This window comes from Falsiruegeria mediterranea M17, assembly GCF_900302455.1.
Taxonomy (GTDB): domain Bacteria; phylum Pseudomonadota; class Alphaproteobacteria; order Rhodobacterales; family Rhodobacteraceae; genus Falsiruegeria; species Falsiruegeria mediterranea.
On the sequence record NZ_ONZG01000004.1, the window covers coordinates 58341 to 74096 of the forward strand.

The 15756-nt window shown below is 60.1% G+C and carries 15 protein-coding genes; 3 read left to right on the top strand and 12 right to left on the bottom strand.

Features of this window, described 5'->3' with window-relative positions:
• Nucleotides 1-31 precede the first annotated feature (31 nt).
• Genes TRM7615_RS08770 through TRM7615_RS08780 form a run of 3 tightly spaced genes read right to left on the bottom strand, consistent with a single transcriptional unit; the run spans nt 32 to nt 2693 of the window.
• Complete coding sequence (locus tag TRM7615_RS08770) at nt 32-685, bottom strand: DUF938 domain-containing protein (RefSeq protein ID WP_108786569.1); 654 nt, start codon at nt 683-685, stop codon at nt 32-34.
• Nucleotides 682-1758, bottom strand: coding sequence for an NAD(P)/FAD-dependent oxidoreductase (locus TRM7615_RS08775; RefSeq protein WP_108786571.1), 1077 nt, complete (start codon nt 1756-1758; stop codon nt 682-684). The genes TRM7615_RS08770 and TRM7615_RS08775 overlap by 4 nt, the downstream gene beginning before the upstream one ends.
• Nucleotides 1755-2693: an aldo/keto reductase gene (locus TRM7615_RS08780; protein ID WP_108786573.1), complete on the bottom strand. Its 939-nt coding sequence runs from the start codon at nt 2691-2693 to the stop codon at nt 1755-1757. The genes TRM7615_RS08775 and TRM7615_RS08780 overlap by 4 nt, the downstream gene beginning before the upstream one ends.
• Before the next feature lie 122 nt (nt 2694-2815).
• Here TRM7615_RS08780 and TRM7615_RS08785 point away from each other — a divergent pair, with 122 nt between their 5' ends.
• The 3 genes from TRM7615_RS08785 to TRM7615_RS08795 all read left to right on the top strand — a co-directional run bounded on the left by TRM7615_RS08785 (nt 2816) and on the right by TRM7615_RS08795 (nt 5299).
• Entirely contained in the window at nt 2816-3250 is a 435-nt protein-coding gene (locus tag TRM7615_RS08785; RefSeq protein WP_370739790.1) for a hypothetical protein, read from the top strand.
• Nucleotides 3251-3253: 3 nt separating this feature from the next.
• Nucleotides 3254-4492: an HlyD family secretion protein gene (locus TRM7615_RS08790; protein ID WP_108786575.1), complete on the top strand. Its 1239-nt coding sequence runs from the start codon at nt 3254-3256 to the stop codon at nt 4490-4492.
• Between the two features lie 66 nt (nt 4493-4558).
• A complete protein-coding gene (locus tag TRM7615_RS08795) occupies nt 4559-5299 on the top strand; it encodes a sulfite exporter TauE/SafE family protein (protein ID WP_108786577.1) in 741 nt (246 codons plus the stop codon).
• A 59-nt stretch (nt 5300-5358) separates the two neighbouring features.
• Here the strand turns inward: TRM7615_RS08795 and TRM7615_RS08800 are convergent, their stop codons facing one another.
• The 9 genes from TRM7615_RS08800 to xdhA form a co-directional block, all read right to left on the bottom strand.
• Entirely contained in the window at nt 5359-5652 is a 294-nt protein-coding gene (locus TRM7615_RS08800; RefSeq protein WP_125133662.1) for a hypothetical protein, read from the bottom strand.
• Nucleotides 5653-5759: 107 nt separating this feature from the next.
• Nucleotides 5760-5993, bottom strand: a complete 234-nt coding sequence (locus TRM7615_RS08805) for a hypothetical protein (protein WP_108786581.1) — start codon at nt 5991-5993, stop codon at nt 5760-5762.
• A gap of 189 nt (nt 5994-6182) precedes the next feature.
• A complete protein-coding gene (locus TRM7615_RS08810) occupies nt 6183-7256 on the bottom strand; it encodes a BMP family ABC transporter substrate-binding protein (RefSeq protein ID WP_108786583.1) in 1074 nt (357 codons plus the stop codon).
• A gap of 64 nt (nt 7257-7320) precedes the next feature.
• Nucleotides 7321-8241, bottom strand: coding sequence for an ABC transporter permease (locus TRM7615_RS08815; RefSeq protein WP_085794690.1), 921 nt, complete (start codon nt 8239-8241; stop codon nt 7321-7323).
• A gap of 3 nt (nt 8242-8244) precedes the next feature.
• A complete protein-coding gene (locus tag TRM7615_RS08820) occupies nt 8245-9327 on the bottom strand; it encodes an ABC transporter permease (RefSeq protein ID WP_108786585.1) in 1083 nt (360 codons plus the stop codon).
• A gap of 69 nt (nt 9328-9396) precedes the next feature.
• Entirely contained in the window at nt 9397-10914 is a 1518-nt protein-coding gene (locus TRM7615_RS08825; protein ID WP_108786587.1) for an ABC transporter ATP-binding protein, read from the bottom strand.
• Nucleotides 10911-11846, bottom strand: a complete 936-nt coding sequence (gene xdhC, locus TRM7615_RS08830; protein ID WP_108786589.1) for a xanthine dehydrogenase accessory protein XdhC — start codon at nt 11844-11846, stop codon at nt 10911-10913. The genes TRM7615_RS08825 and xdhC overlap by 4 nt, the downstream gene beginning before the upstream one ends.
• Nucleotides 11836-14136 carry a xanthine dehydrogenase molybdopterin binding subunit gene (gene xdhB / locus TRM7615_RS08835; RefSeq protein WP_108786591.1) on the bottom strand — a complete coding sequence of 767 codons (2301 nt, stop codon included), beginning with the start codon at nt 14134-14136 and terminating at the stop codon, nt 11836-11838. The genes xdhC and xdhB overlap by 11 nt, the downstream gene beginning before the upstream one ends.
• Complete coding sequence (gene xdhA / locus TRM7615_RS08840) at nt 14133-15518, bottom strand: xanthine dehydrogenase small subunit (RefSeq protein ID WP_108786593.1); 1386 nt, start codon at nt 15516-15518, stop codon at nt 14133-14135. Before xdhA ends, xdhB begins: the two co-directional genes overlap by 4 nt.
• Nucleotides 15519-15756 lie beyond the last annotated feature (238 nt).

Here is a 15756-nt window from a genome sequence, read left to right on the forward strand (position 1 = left end):
CGGGCGATAAATGTGACGACTTTGATTCAGATCACGCGATGTGGCGTTCTGCGATCAAGGCAAGATTATTCGCTGGCATCTCTACGATATCGATCATGCTCAATCCGGTGCCTTCGATGATTGCGATGATCTCTTGATCGTTCTTGTAACCGATCTCGGGGTCTTGTGTGCTCAGAGAGTTGTGAAAGCGGATGTCGCCTTCGCTGGTCAACTTGCCATTGCGCATGAACGGGCCATACAGAACCAGGCGCCCTTGGGGACCGAGTGTTTTGGCCGCTTCCTCGATCAGTACCGTAGCCTCTGGCCCACTGATGAGGTGGAGGAGGTTCGCCAGCGTCACCAAGGACAGATCGGAGTATTCTGCAGCCCAGCCAGGGCGGGTTGCGTCCAACCGACGGGCGGGCAGGATCGTTTTGATCCCCTTCGCGTAGGCGTCGATGCTGGCAAGCCGCTCGTCTTCCACGTCCGTTGGCTGCCAGAGCAGACCGGGAATCCGTGGCGCAAAGGCGGCCACATGCTGGCCAGTTCCGCTGGCGATTTCCAGCGCCTTGCCTGTCGGCGGTGCGACGTGTTCCAGCAGCGCGCCGATGGCGTCAACGTTCCGGCTGGCCGAGGGGGCAACCAGGCGAGCACCTTCGCCTGCCTCGGCAATACTCGCGGTGGGGGGCAGGGTGCGTTTGCTCATGTACGGAGCCTTTCGGGGCTGAGGGCGTCAATGGTGCCTTGGTCCAGATCAGAGTTAAGCCCGCAGGCCAGATCGGCAACCAGTTGCGAGGCCGCAGGCGCGGTTTGAAACCCATAGCCACCCTGCGCGGCGACCCAAACAAAGCTGGGGTCAGCAGGATCAGGCCCCAACACCAGGTTCTTGTCCGGCACAAAGCTGCGCAGGCCCGCCCAATTGCTGATGACCCGCGTCACCGGTTCGGTCACACGCTCTTCATAGCGGGCCAGCCCCTCGGCCAGAACCATGGCATCGGCATAAGCGTCATGCGGGGTAGTTGGGTCAACCTCGGACGGGGACACGATCAGCGCGCCGGCGTCCGGCTTGGCATACCAGCTTTCACCAACACCAAACATCATGGGCCAATCGCGCAGATTCAGCCCCCCCGGCGCTGGCAGACGCGCCATCGAGCGGCAATAGGGGGTGATCGCGATGGGCGTGATCCCGGCCAAGACGGCAATCTCGTCCACCCAGGCCCCCGCTGCGTTGAGCATGGTGCGTGCCTCGAATACTTCGCCTGCGTGAACCTGCCAACCGGATTTGGTACGGGTGATCCCATCGACCTTATGTCGCGGCAGAACCTGTCCGCCGCTGGCGCGAACCTGTTTGGCAAAATCCTGGAGCAGCAGGTCGGTGTCGATGTCCCACGCCTCACCATGAAATGCCGTGTAACCAACGGTGTCAGGGTTCAGGATCGGCACCATGTCTTGGGCCTGTTGAAACGTCAGCGGCGTCATGGACAGGTCGTGGCATTCCTGCTCGTAAGTCGCGCGCTGGTCGTGCCCACCCACGAGCAACAAGCCACGCGGTGACAGATAGCCACTTTCACTATCTTGAAAGAATGCGGCGCTGGCCTGGCTGAGTGTCAGGGTGGCGCCCACGCCGTAGCTGGGTTCAAACAGGGCCGCTGATCGGCCCGAGCTGTGATAACCAAGGGCGTCCTCGGCTTCGAGCACGCAGACCGACCCATGTGCCGACAATCGGGCGGCTGCGCTTAGACCGGCGATGCCTCCACCAATGACCAGAAAGTCGATCATGACAGTTCTTCGGTCCGGTCGGTTGCGGGCTGTGGCGTTGGGGCCAGAGCGCTTAGGCGGGCATAGACTTCGGCACTCAATGGATAGTCGATGGCATCCAGCGACGGGCGCAACTGATCCGCCGTGCGGGCCGAGATGATGGGGCAGAGCGCGTTTGGATTGGCTGCAACCCAGGCCACGGCCAGCGTTGCGGGATTGACTTCCAGCTCTTGTGCAATTTGCACCAATCCAGCGACGGCGCCGGGCATCCAATCCAAACCATAGCGTGTGGCATAGCCTGCATCCTCATCCAAACGACCGCTGCCGCCTTGGGCATATTTTCCGGTCAAAAGCCCACCACCCAAAGGGGAATAGGGAGCAACGGTGATGCCCTGATCAGCGCACATCGGCAGGATTTCAACCTCGGCCTGACGTTTGACCAGATTGTACATCGGTTGCAGCACGTCGATGGTCAGATCAAAGGTCTGCGCCACGGCGACGGTTTTCATAACCTGCCAGGCAGCTGCGTTGGACAGGCCCACATGACGGATCTGTCCGGCCTGTTTCAATTCGGCCAAACAGGCCATCGCCTCGGCCAGATCACTGGAGGGGTCAAAGCGGTGCAGATAAAGCAGATCAACAATGTCCTGCTTCAATCGCTGACGGCATACATCGAACTGGGTGCGGATGTTGTCGGCCCCCATGCCACCGGCATAGGCAACCTTGGTGGCGATGAACAGATCCTCGGCATCCTTTGCGATCATCTCTCCAAGCAGGGTCTCGGACGCGCCATCAGTGTACAGATAGGCGGTGTCGAAATGGGTGATCCCTGCGGCGCGTGCAGCGTCAAACATGGCGTGGGACTGTGCCGCATCGGCGCGTCCGCCGAACTGCATCGTGCCAAAGGCGAACCGGCTGACGACGTGGCCGCTGCGGGTGCGAAGGGGGCGGAGCATGCTGCAAGTCCTGTTTTGTGAAAGGCTATGGCCCAGACACACGGGCCCTGTATTTGACGTTGCACAGATTCCGGATGCGTGCAATGCACAGAAGGTAGGAGTTGTTTTCAAAGGATATTATCGTGGAACACGGGACGCTTCATCCCATGGCGACCGGGCACATACCCGATTATGTCGTGGCCGCAGACGGCAGTGATTTTTTGTTCACCTTCATGGTGTTCTTTACCGTTGGCCTGATCTTGCTGATCGGTATCGGGTATTTCACCTTGCATGCGATCCCGGAAAAAATGGCACATGAATCGAACCACTCGCAGTTTCAAATTGTGGGTATTCTGGCCCTGCTGGCCTTGTTCACACACAACAATATGTTTTGGGTTCTCGCTGTTTTGGTTGCCGGTTTCCGCTTTCCTGATTATCTGAGTCCGATTGAATCCATCGCCCAATCCTTGGCTCGCCTAGCCGGTTTCAAACCTGCTGAGAGTGACTACGCAACAGAACCAGTGGAAGACAGTCCTGTCGTTGCCGACGTCGAACCCGCACCGAAGCAGGAGGGATAAGCCATGCTTGAAACACTGCTCTGCGCCTTGTTCACCATCCTGCCCGACTATCTGTTCCGCCGCTATGTTCAGGGTAAACGTATCGGGCATGAAATCACCCTGTTTTCTATGTGGTACGAACTACGCATTGGCCTGACTGCCTGTGCCATTGCTGCGATTTCGGTGATTACTGTTCTGTTCTACTATCACCCGGCCACCTCGTCGGTCGCCTCTTACTATCGAACCCTGACCCTTTTGCCGCAGTTCGGCGGGCGCGTGTCCGAGATCTATGTAAAGAACAACCAAAAGGTCAAAGCGGGTGATCCAATCTTCCGGCTGGATGCCGTTTCGCAAGAGGCATCCGTTCAGGCGGCCAAGGCCGCAATCGCCGAGGTCGACGCCTCTGTTTCCGTGGCGCAGACCGACTTGGCGGCAGCCAAGGCAGGCATCGTTCAGGCCAATGCAGCTTTGACACAATCAAACGAGGATCTGGCCCGGAACCAAACCCTGCTGGAGCAAGGATCAAGTGCGGTCAAGTTGACCGAAATCGAGCGCCTGCAAAACCTGGTCGATGAACGTGTTGCGTTGGTCGATGCAGCCGAAGCGCAACTGGCCGCGGTTGAACAGCGCATAAGTGTGGTCATTCCGGCGCAGCGCGATAGTGCCGAGGCACAGCTGGCGCAGGCACAGGCCGAACTGGACAAAACGTTGATCGTGGCGGGGGTTGACGGGACGATTGAACAACTCAGCTTGCAGGTGGGCGATTTTGTCAATCCGATCTTGCGTCCGGCCGGCATCCTTGTACCTGACAGCACTGGCCACAAGCGCTTTCAGGCGGCGTTCAACCAGATGGCCGCGCAGGTTGCAAAGCCTGGAATGGTGGCCGAGATCGGCTGTATGACGCAGCCTTTTACCGTCTATCCGATGGTTGTGGTTGCCGTGCAAGACGTGATCCCGTCAGGACAGGTTCGCCCATCTGACCGAATATTCGATCCGCAGAACAACCCGGTGCCGGGCAGTATCATGGTGTTCCTCGAACCGCTCTATTCCGACAATGCGCCGGACCTGCCACCAGGGAGCAACTGTCTGGCGAACCTCTATACCAACAACCACGAGCGCCTGGAACATGACGAAGACCTGGGGACGGGCGAGCGCATCTTCCTGCACGTGGTGGACACCATCGGCGTGGTTCACGCAGCGGGCCTGCGCCTGAGGATGATCCTGATGCCGGTGCAGACGCTTGTGTTCTCGGGCGGTCACTGAGCCATTCGATACCGATGGTCTTTGAGGTGCCCCGCTGGGGCATTTCTTTTTTGGGGGAGAGAAGGGATGGATTGGATCACGGTTGCATTGCTCGTGGTCGGTGCCCTGACGGCTGGCTTTATCAACGGGTTCGCCGGATTTGGCACCGCCCTGGTGGCGTCAGGTTTCTGGTTCCTGGTGCTGCCTGCGCATGTGGTGCCACCGCTGATCATCCTGGCGGCCTTGGCAGGTCAGGTCGTGGGCCTGTGGAAATTGTCGGGCAAGATGGACTTTCGCATGTCCACCTATCTGATCTCTGGCGGTGTCTTGGGGGTGCCACTGGGCGCACTGCTGCTCAACGTGCTGGATCCAAGTGTCGTCAAGACCACCATCGGCTGGTTCCTGATTGCTTACGCTCTGTTTCAATTCAAAGGCCTGCCTTCAGCCATGTCCGCTGCGCCACAGGATGGGTTTGCGGACCGCTGCATTGGCTTTGTCGGAGGGGTGCTTGGCGGCTTTGCCGGTCTGTCGGGTGTGCTTCCGTTGATCTGGTTGCAGCTCAAGCGGCTTTCCCCCGCGGATCAGCGCGCGCGGTATCAGCCGTTCAACCTGTTCATTCTGATGTTGTCGGCCATTGCAATGGTGGTTGTTGGCAAGGTTGATACTGAATTGATGGCCTATGCGGGCGTCGCCATCCCGTTCAGCCTGTTGGGCGCGGTTGTTGGGGCGAACATGTTCCTGTCGATTTCCGAGAAAGCCTTTCAGCGGGCTGTGCTGCTTCTGTTGATTGTTTCGGGCTGCGTTATCGTCGTTCAATCGGTGCTCTGAAAAATGATCTCGTCGCATCAGCCAGGGGCGCAAAAAGGGGCCGTTTCCGGCCCCTTTCATTATTCGGCAGCAATGGCGGATTGATCGGTGATGACCATGCTGCAGGCCCGACACGCGGTTTCGCCGGATTGATCGTACCACCGGCATGTGGACCGGATCGGGCAGGGGGGGAGAGCCTGCGACAACGGCACTTGCTCGTGTTCCAGGTGGTCCAGAACCTTGTCGATCACGCCGCAACGTGACCCGGTCCATTGTGCACAACCAGACGTGGCGCAAGGTGAACTGAACCGCATGCGAGCTTCGGGTGTACCCAGTTCCGAGGCAGCTTGGACAAAGTCCTCGTCGATGGTCATGGCCGTGCGCATATGCCGAACATGACCATCAGACCCTTTGACCCCCAACAGTTGGTTGCCGGGCGTGCATCGCGCGCTCGGGCAACTCCGGTCGGTGGATGACATTTTCAGCCGATCCGGGCCAGCAATCCGCCCAGCTCCTTTTCTCGGCCCAGCAATGGGTCGAGTTCCGGGTTCAAAATGATCCCGTACCATTCATGGGGGAACTTGGTGATCCAGGGTTTCTCAAACCCCGTCCGGGCCACGTGCCCCAAGACCAGTTTCTGAATGTCACTTTGAAGTTCCAGTTCCGAATTCCGATCCATATCAAGATCGCCGGTATCGACAACAAAACGTGCCATAATAGTCTCCTTTTCAAAATGTATGTCCCTGAAAATACGAACGGGACACCGGTAGCCTAACACGAAACGATGCACTTTCTAAGCGCAACCAGTACGAGAGGTGGATGTTGGCGGCATGCCGCCGAAGCCGTTTGAAATAAAAAAGGCCCGCCAAAAGGCGAGCCTTGTTGTTGACCTAGATAAGGCAGCTTACTGCGGGATGTCGCCTTCGATGCCTTCGACATAGAAATTCATGCCAGCGAGTGTGCCGTCATCTGCGGTCTCACCCTCACCCAGCCAGTCGCTGCCATCCTGCTTTTTGATCGGGCCGGTAAAGGCGTGGTACGAACCGTCCGCCAGTGCATCCTTGATCGCCAGCGCTTCGGCTTTCACTTCGGCCGGAACCGCGTCCGAAATCTCGCCGATGCCAACCATGCCGGCACCGATGCCGTCCCATGTGTCCTTGCTCTCCCAGGTGCCGTCCATCACGGCCTTGGTGCGCGCGATGTAGTAGGGCGCCCAGTCGTCGATGATCGAGCTGACGCGCGGGTGCGGTGCATACTCGCTCATGTCGGATGCCTGACCAAAGGTGATCACGTTGCCGGCGGCCTGAGCGGCAGCCTGCGGCGCGGTCGAGTCGGTGTGCTGCAGGATCACGTCCGCGCCTTGTTCGATCAGAACCTTGGCAGCGTCGGCCTCTTTGGCCGGGTCAAACCAGGTAAAGGCCCAGACGATCTTGAACTGGACGTCCGGGTTCACCTTGCGGGCGTGGACAAAGGCCGAGTTGATGCCACGGATCACTTCGGGGATCGGGAACGACCCGATGTAGCCCACGACGTTCGACTTGGTCATGTGACCGGCGATGGTGCCCTGAACGGCGCGGCCTTCGTAGAAACGAGCCGAATAGGTCGACACGTTGTCAGCGCGCTTGTAGCCGGTGGCGTGCTCGAACTTCACGTTCGGGAACTTCTTGGCAACGTTGATGGTCGGATCCATGTAGCCAAACGAGGTGGTAAAGATCAGATCGGCACCGTCCAGCGCCATCTGGGTCATCACGCGTTCGCTGTCGGGACCTTCGGCCACGTTTTCAACATACACGGTTTCGACCTTGTCGCCGAACTCGGCCACGACGGCCTTGCGGCCCTGATCGTGCTCATAGGTCCAGCCGCCATCGCCCACGGGGCCGACATAGACAAAGCCGACTTTGGTCTTGTCTGCCGCGACCGCTGCGGTGGCCAAGCCAAGGCCAAGCGCCGCAGTGGCAAGAAGTGAAGTGAGTTTCATTAGGTTACTCCCCAGGTTGGTATGTTTTGCCCTTTTATCAGGGCTTTGGTTTGATTTTGCCACATCAATGTGTGGCGTGGAAGATGCGACCCAGCGATGCAGGCGCGCCGCTTTTGTCCCGTGACAGAAGCACCAGCACAAAGATGGTGATCAGATAGGGCGACATTGCCAGATACTCGACCGGGATGGCAACGCCTGCGGCCTGCAGATTCAGCTGCACAACCGTAACACCGCCGAAAAGATAGGCACCCAAAAGCGCGCGCCATGGCTTCCAGCTGGCAAAGACCACCAGCGCAAGCGCGATCCAACCAACACCGGCGGTCATGCCCTCGGTCCATTGCGGCACCCGGATCAGGCTGATGTATGCCCCACCCAGACCGGCACAGGCCCCACCGAACATGATCGCCATGATGCGGATGCGCACAACTTTATATCCAAGCGCATGAGCGGCGTCGTGGTTTTCACCCACCGCGCGCAGCACCAGACCCACGCGGGTGTATTTGAGCAGCGCCCAAACCGCGGCGGTCAATGCGATGCCAAGGTACAGGATCGGGTCGTGGCCAAACAGGATCGGGCCAATGACGGGCAGATCGGTCAGGACGGGAATGTCCAGCTTGCCCATCTGCGGCGGTTTGATCCCTACATAGCTTTGCCCCATGAGCGAGCTGAGACCCAAGCCGAACAGGGTCAGCGCCAGGCCCGAGGCGACCTGATTGGCCAGTGCCACTTGCGTCAGCACGACGAACAGCAGCGACAACAGCGCGCCACCAATGGCCGAGGCCAGGAAACCCAACCAAGGCGAGCCGCTTTCGACCGTGATCGCAAAGCCCGAGATTGCACCGACGATCATCATGCCTTCGACGCCGAGGTTCAGAACGCCAGCCTTTTCCACCACCAGCTCACCAATGGCGGCCAGCAGGATCGGGGTTGCTGCCACCATAAGCGAGGCGATCAGCAGGACGGGATTGATTGCAGAAAGATCCATGGTTCACGCCACCTCTTTGCTGGCAAGTCGAATGCGGTAGTTGGTGAGCAGGTCCAGCGCCAGCAGGAAGAACAAAAGCATTCCCTGGAAGACCTGGATGGCGGCCGACGGCAGGCCCAGGTTGGACTGTGCGATGTCGCCGCCGATATAAGTCAGCGCCATGACGCCGCCGGCCAGAACAATGCCCACTGGATGCAACCGGCCCAAAAAGGCCACGATGATCGCGGTAAAGCCGTAGCCCACGTTGAAGTCGATGGTGATCTGACCCGCGGGGCCTGCCACTTCAAACATTCCGGCAAGGCCTGCCAGAACACCCGAGGCACCCAGACAGAACAGGATCAACCGCGCCGGGTTCACGCCAGCAAACTTGGCCGCGCGAGGTGCCTCACCCGTCAGACGGATGTGAAAGCCCAGCATGTGACGGTTGAGCAGCACATAGGCAAAGATCACCGCGATCAGCGCGGTCACCACGCCCCAGTGCATGCCCGAGCCTGCGAATAGCTCGGCGTTATGCGCGCTGTCCCAGGATTGCAGGTTGCGCGAGCCGGGAAAGCCGTAACCTTCGGGGTTTTTCAGCAGGCCCAGAGAGACCGAAGCCAACATCTGCTCGGCCACATAGACCAGCATCAGTGACACGAGGATCTCGTTGGTGCCGAACCGCACCTTGAGGATGGCCGGGATCATCGCCCAGATCCAACCGCCAAAGGCACCACCGATCACCATCAGCGGAAAGATGTACCACGCCTCAAGCGGGTAGAAGGCCAGGCCCACACCGGCACCCACTATGGCACCCATGATGTATTGCCCTTCGGCGCCGATATTCCAGATACCGGCGCGAAAACCCAGCGATAGGCCGATCGCGATCAACACCAAGGGCGCGCCCTTGATCAGCAATTGCGGGCGATAGTAAAACGAGAACTCGCCAAAGAGCGGCTCCCAAAAGATGGTCATGATGGCCTCAACCGGGTTCTTTCCAAGGGCTGCGAACAGGACCCCGCCAAAGAACATTGTTGCAAGTACCGCCACGACAGGCGTGGCCATGGACCAGGTCTGTGATGGCTGTGGTCGTTTCTCCAGCACGATCATTTGCTCTGTCCCCCTGATTTCTTGTTGTTGGCTGCCGTGCTGGCAGGTGTTGTGTTGAGTGTGGCTGGCTTAGACATGCGCCACCTCCATCCCATGTGCGCCGCCCATCATCAGGCCGATCTCGTCAACCGTCAGGCCGGTGGTCTCGCGCGGGGCGCTCAGGCGCCCTTCGTTCAGGGCGGCAAAACTGTCCGAGATTTCCATCAGCTCATCCAGATCCTGGCTGATGCAGACAACAGCGGTGCCCTTGGCCGCCAAATCCAGAATGGCCTGCCGGATCGATGCAGCCGCAGCAGCGTCCACGCCCCAGGTCGGCTGGTTCACCACCAGCACGTCGGGGTTTTGCAGAACCTCGCGACCAATGACGAACTTTTGCAGGTTCCCGCCCGACAGCGACCGCGCCGCGTTGTCAGGGCCAGGGGTGCGCACATCGAACTCTTCGATGATGCGTTCCGCAAAGCTTTGCGTTTCGCCCCATTTCAAGAAGCCGTTGCTTTCCAACCCTTCGCGAACCGACCCAGTAAGCAGGGCATTCTCGGTCAGGCTCATGTCCGGTGCCGCCGCGTGGCCCAGGCGCTCCTCGGGCGCGGACAGCAGACCCAATTTGCGCCGCGCTGTGGGCCCCAGTTTGCCAATCGGCTGGCCGTTCATCTTGACCGCATCCGGTGCGGTGGTGATCTCACCCGACAACACGCCCAACAGTTCGTCCTGTCCGTTCCCGGCGACACCGCCAACGCCCAAGACCTCACCCCGACGCACGGTCAGATGCAGATTGCGCAGCGCTGTGCCAAATTCGGAGGGCGATGGAACCGAAAGTCCGGAAATGTCGAGTGCAACCTCGCCAAAGTCGCGGCCTCCACGTTCGGGTGTTTGCAGGGTCGAACCCACCATCATCTCGGCCATGTCACGGGCTGAGGTTTCAGCGGGGATACACTCCCCCACGTTCTTGCCCAATCGCAGGATCGTGGCGTGGTCGCAAAGCGTGCGGATTTCTTCCAGCTTGTGCGAGATATAGAGGATCGAGGTGCCCTCGGACCGCAGTTTCTGCAGTGTTTCGAACAGGATATCGACCTCTTGCGGGGTCAGAACCGATGTGGGTTCGTCCATGATCAGCAGCTTGGGGTCCTGCAGAAGGCAGCGAATGATCTCGACCCTCTGGCGTTCGCCTGCGGACAGATCGCCGACCGTGCGATAGGGGTCCAAAGGCAAGCCATATGTTTCCGACACTTCGCGGATACGCGCAGCCAGATCGCCCATCTTGGGCGGGTTTTCCATGCCCAATGCGATGTTCTCGGCCACGTTCAACGCATCAAAGAGCGAGAAGTGCTGGAACACCATTGCGATCCCGTCAGCCCGTGCGGCGCGAGGTTCAGCCGGGGCAAAGGGCTGGCCATTCAGCACCATTTTCCCGCTATCAGGCTTCACCAGCCCATAGATCATTTTCACCAGCGTGGATTTCCCCGCGCCGTTTTCCCCAAGTAGTGCGTGAACCTCGCCCTGTCCGATATCGAACGAGACGGTGTCGTTGGCCACTACGCCTGGGTATGCCTTGGTCAGCCCTTGCAGGCTCAGAAGTGGAGTTGTCACGCGCTCAGGTCCTTTTTTCGTGTCTCTGTCAGGGCCGGGCGCAGCATGTCAGCTGCAACGCCCACGGCGATCATCTGCGGGTGTTTGCCCAAGCTCGGATCGCCGATTGGGCAGGTGATCCGGCTGATGCGGTCTGGGGTGTGCCCCAATTTGCCCAGTCGGGAACGGAATCGCGCCCACTTGGTAGCCGAGCCGATCAGTCCGGCAAAGGCGAAATCGTGATTTAACAGGCGGTTGCACAGTTCCAGGTCAAGCGTGTGCGAATATGTCAGCACCAGATGCTCGGCGTCTGTCGGGGCATAACGCACCAGTTCTGCCGGTTTGGCCGCTGGCAAAGTCGTCACGCCTGCCGGGATGGTTTCGGGAAACCGCTCTGGTCCGGTGTCCACCCAAGTGATCGCCAGATCGGGCAGGGGGGACAGCACATCGACCAGCGCGCGGCCCACATGACCCGCGCCCCAGATCCAAAGCTGGCGCGCGGGTTTGTGCACCGGCTCGATCATCCAGCCATCAATCAACTGCGCCTCAGGCCGGGTGCCTTGTCCGCGCGCCTCGTTCAACACGCGCTTGACGGTCAACGGCATGGTGCGCTCATCGGTAGCGCGGCAGATGATTTCGTCGTCGAGCGTGTTGACGGTGTCTACGTCATACACTTCGCTCAGCAGTGATACTGCCCCGCCACAGCATTGACCCATGTCGGGGCCAAGGGCGTGATGGCTGAGCACGCGCTCGGACGTCTGGCGCCGTGCGGCCTCAGCCGCTTCGAACTCCAGCGTTCCGCCGCCGATGGTGCCGGACTGGCCACCGGGCCAGACCAGCATGGATGCGCCGACCTCTCGCGGGGATGACCCCTTGATTGCGGCGATCACGACGCGGGTGACGCGTCCGTGGGATTTGACGGCCTCCCTCAAAGCCTCCAGATCAAATCCCATCGCGAACCCTCCGTACCCCGGCCCAGACCTCTTCGGCTGTAGCGGGGGCATCGATGGCCGGATAGGCGTCGCCGCAGGCGGCAACCGCGTTCGACAGCGCCAGCCAGGCAGAGATGCCGAGCATGAAGGGCGGTTCCCCCACCGCTTTGGAGCGATAGATCGTATCTTCGCGGTTCTGTTCGTCCCACAGGGCGACGTTGAACACATCGGGTCGGTCAGAACAGGCCGGGATCTTGTAGGTCGACGGCGCATGAGTGCGCAGACGGCCCTGATCGTCCCAGACCAGTTCCTCGGTCGTCAGCCAGCCTGCGCCTTGGACATAGCCACCTTCGACCTGACCGATGTCCAGTGCCGGATTCAGCGAGGCACCTGCGTCGTGCAGGATGTCAGTGCGCAGGATGCGGTTCTCTCCGGTCAGGGTGTCAATCGCCACTTCGGTGATCGACGCGCCATAAGCAAAGTAGAAGAATGGCCGCCCGCGTCCCTTGATCCGGTCCCATTCGATCTTGGGGGTCTTGTAGAAACCGGTCGCCGACAGGCTGATGCGCCCCTGATAGGCCATCGCCGCAGCCTCTTGGAAGGTATAGCGCGCCTCGCTAACCTCGACATGACCATCGCTGAAGGTGACGTCGCTGACTTCGGCCTGATGGCGTTCGGCCAGGAACTCGGCCATCCGATCGCGGATGGTGTCACAGGCAGCTTTGACGGCCATACCGTTCAGGTCAGACCCGGAAGAGGCCGCCGTGGCCGAGGTGTTGGGCACCTTGGCCGTGTCGGTTGCGGTGATTTTGACCAGCTCCAGTGGGATGCCGAAACGGCTGGCTGCGACCTGTGCCACCTTCTGGAACAGGCCCTGGCCCATTTCGGTGCCGCCGTGGTTCAGGTGAACCGAGCCGTCCTGATAGACATGCACCAAAGCGCCGGCCTGATTGAGGTGGGTCAGCGTAAAGGAGATCCCGAATTTCACCGGGGCAAAGGCGATGCCCTTTTTCACTATGGGGTTTTGGGCATTCCACTTCTCTATCGCCGCTTTGCGGGCGGCATAATCGCTGGTTTCCAACAGCCGCTCGGTCATGCCGTGCAGCTCGAAATCTTCAACCTGCATGCCATATGGGGTGGAATTGTCCTCCGTCCCCGAGGTGTCGATGTTGGCAGCATAGTAGTTCCGCTTGCGCACCTCGACTGGGTCGAGGCCCAGATCATGGGCGATGTGGTCCATCACCCGCTCAATCCCGACCATGCCTTGCGGCCCGCCAAAGCCGCGATAGGCGGTGGCGGATTGGGTGTTGGTTTTCAGGCGGTGGCTTTCGATGCACGCGTTGGGCAGCAGATAGGCGTTGTCCGAATGCAGCATGGCGCGGTCCGCCACGGGTAGCGAGAGATCCTGCGCCCAGCCACAGCGGGTGTAATGCTTGAACGAGACACCCTGCACACGGCCATCGTCATCAAAGCCCACGCGATAGCTGATACGGAACTCATGGCGCTTGCCGGTGATCACCATGTCGTCATCGCGGTCATAACGCATCTTGCAGGCGCGGCCTGTCAGGCGCGCGGCCACGGCACAGGACACGGCCAAAGCGTTGCCCTGGCTTTCCTTGCCGCCAAAACCGCCACCCATGCGCCGAGTTTCAACGCGAACGGCGTGCATCGGTACGCCAAGCGCCTCGGCCACTTTGTGCTGGATTTCGGTGGGGTGCTGGGTCGAGCTGTGAACCAGCATATCGACACCCTCGTTGGGTACGGCCATGGCGGCTTGTCCTTCGAGGTAGAAATGCTCCTGCCCGCCAATTTCGAACGTGGCTTCGATCTGTCGCGGCGCGGCATCAATGGCAGCCTCGGCATCGCCCTTTTCGTAGATGCGGGGGCCTTCTTCGAACCGGCTGTCCGCGGCCAGAGCCTCGTCGACCGTTAGCAAGGGCGTTTCCTCGGCATAGTCGATCTGGCCCAGCCGTGCCGCCTTGCGCGCGGCCAGGTGGCTTTCGGCAATCACCAGAAACACAGGCTGGCCCACGTAGTTCACGGTTCCATCCGACAACAGCGGTTCGTCGTGGATCGAGGGCGAGACGTCATTGGCAAAGGGCAGATCCTTGGCCACCATCACAGCTACAACGCCGGGAGCGGATTTGACGGCGTCCAGGTTCATCGCGGTGATGCGACCCTTTGCAATCGGGGACTGACCAAAGGCCAGATGCAGGCTACCAGCTGGCGTCGGGATGTCATCCACGTAGCGGGCCGTACCGGTCACATGCAGGCGCGCCGCGTCGTGCGGGAGAGGTTTGGTCACGCTCATGCCGACACCTCCAGCACATTGGTGGTCTGACCCTGGCTTTCGGCAAAGTAACGCTCCAGCAAGGTGCGGGCTGTCTCGAGCCGGTATTCGGCCGAGGCGCGCATGTCCGTGAGTGGTGTGAAGTCTGCGTCGAATTTGGTTTTGGCTGTTGCGATGGTCGTGGCCGTCCAGGGGTGACCGATCAAAGCCGCTTCGACCGTGGTTGCGCGTTTCGGGATGCCGGCCATGCCGCCAAATGCGATGCGGGCATCGGCAACGACCCCATCTGCAACCGTGATGTTGAAGCACCCACAGACAGCCGAAATGTCCTGATCGAACCGTTTGCTCAGCTTGTAGCATTTCAGCGTGTCGGGCTGTCGGGGGAAGCTCACCGCGTCGACAAACTCACCCGGCTGACGGTCCTGCTTGCCATAGTCGATGAAGAAATCCTCGAGCAGCAGATCGCGGCGCGTGTCGCCCTTGCGCAGGTGCAAGGTCGCACCAAGGGCGATCAGTGCGGGCGGGTTGTCCCCGATGGGCGAACCATTGGCGATGTTGCCGCCGATGGTGGCGGCGTGGCGCACCTGAACGGATGCGTAGCGACGGACCATTTCCGCATAGGAGGGATGCAGGTCGCTCAAGGTGTCGCCGACGGTGTTCATGTCGACCATGGCACCAAAGCGGACCTGGGTGTCCGTGACTTCAACAGTCTTCAGATCATCGCAGCGGTTCAGGAAAATGACCGAGGCCAGATCGCGCAGCTGTTTGGTGACCCAAAGGCCCACGTCCGTTGCACCGGCGATAATGGTGGCATCGGGATTGGATGCATAGACCTCTGCCAGTTCATCCGAGGATGTAGGCGCGTGGGCCGGGCCATCAGTGGCCACCTCAGAGGCTTCAAGCAGAACAAACGCGCGGTCATTGTTCACCCAAGTGGGGACTGGTTTGTCTTTGCAGGCTTCAGCCGCACGGATGATCGGGGCGTATCCGGTGCAGCGGCATAGGTTGCCAGCGAGTTGCGTGTCGTGATCGGTGGCGCCGTTGGCATGAGAAGCTGTCATCGACATTATGAAACCGGGCGTGCAGAACCCGCATTGCGAGCCGTGATGCTCGATCATGGCGTCCTGAACTGGGTGCAATGTGCCGTCAGCCTCGCCAACACCTTCGACTGTGCGGATCGCTTTGCCGTGCAGTTGCGGCAGAAACAGGATGCAAGAGTTCAGCGCCTTTGCGCCCTCTGCGTCACTGACCATGACTGTGCAAGCGCCGCAGTCGCCCTCGTTGCAGCCCTCTTTGGTGCCGCGCAGATGTCGTTCCTCGCGCAGCCAATCCAGCAGCGTGGCCGTGGGCGACACGCCCTCCAGCTCCACAGTCTCTCCGTTCAGAAGAAACGTGATGTCCATATTCGAAAACCCGTCGCGTTACCCCGTTGTGCCTGTCAGTGCGCCCCTTCGATGCGACGTAAAAAGAGCGCAGGCATATAATTGCGTCCCAGATTAGAAAGGGGGCGCAAGTTCTGGCAAGAAAAAGTCATTCTGCGATGCAACATTTTGCATCAATTTGCGAGGTGTTCAGGGGGGGGTTTTGCGCTTAAGGTGCTGAAAACGCACTGTCTTGCCTGTTTTTCGGCAGGTGCGAGGG

Coding starts and splice junctions, on each gene's coding strand:
- TRM7615_RS08770 (WP_108786569.1), bottom strand. CDS start 685: ATGAGCAAACGCACCCTGCCCCCCACCGCGAGTATTGCCGAGGCAGGC.
- TRM7615_RS08775 (WP_108786571.1), bottom strand. CDS start 1,758: ATGATCGACTTTCTGGTCATTGGTGGAGGCATCGCCGGTCTAAGCGCA.
- TRM7615_RS08780 (WP_108786573.1), bottom strand. CDS start 2,693: ATGCTCCGCCCCCTTCGCACCCGCAGCGGCCACGTCGTCAGCCGGTTC.
- TRM7615_RS08790 (WP_108786575.1), top strand. CDS start 3,254: ATGCTTGAAACACTGCTCTGCGCCTTGTTCACCATCCTGCCCGACTAT.
- TRM7615_RS08795 (WP_108786577.1), top strand. CDS start 4,559: ATGGATTGGATCACGGTTGCATTGCTCGTGGTCGGTGCCCTGACGGCT.
- TRM7615_RS08800 (WP_125133662.1), bottom strand. CDS start 5,652: ATGACCATCGACGAGGACTTTGTCCAAGCTGCCTCGGAACTGGGTACA.
- TRM7615_RS08805 (WP_108786581.1), bottom strand. CDS start 5,993: ATGGCACGTTTTGTTGTCGATACCGGCGATCTTGATATGGATCGGAAT.
- TRM7615_RS08810 (WP_108786583.1), bottom strand. CDS start 7,256: ATGAAACTCACTTCACTTCTTGCCACTGCGGCGCTTGGCCTTGGCTTG.
- TRM7615_RS08815 (WP_085794690.1), bottom strand. CDS start 8,241: ATGGATCTTTCTGCAATCAATCCCGTCCTGCTGATCGCCTCGCTTATG.
- TRM7615_RS08820 (WP_108786585.1), bottom strand. CDS start 9,327: ATGATCGTGCTGGAGAAACGACCACAGCCATCACAGACCTGGTCCATG.
- xdhC (WP_108786589.1), bottom strand. CDS start 11,846: ATGGGATTTGATCTGGAGGCTTTGAGGGAGGCCGTCAAATCCCACGGA.
- xdhB (WP_108786591.1), bottom strand. CDS start 14,136: ATGAGCGTGACCAAACCTCTCCCGCACGACGCGGCGCGCCTGCATGTG.
- xdhA (WP_108786593.1), bottom strand. CDS start 15,518: ATGGACATCACGTTTCTTCTGAACGGAGAGACTGTGGAGCTGGAGGGC.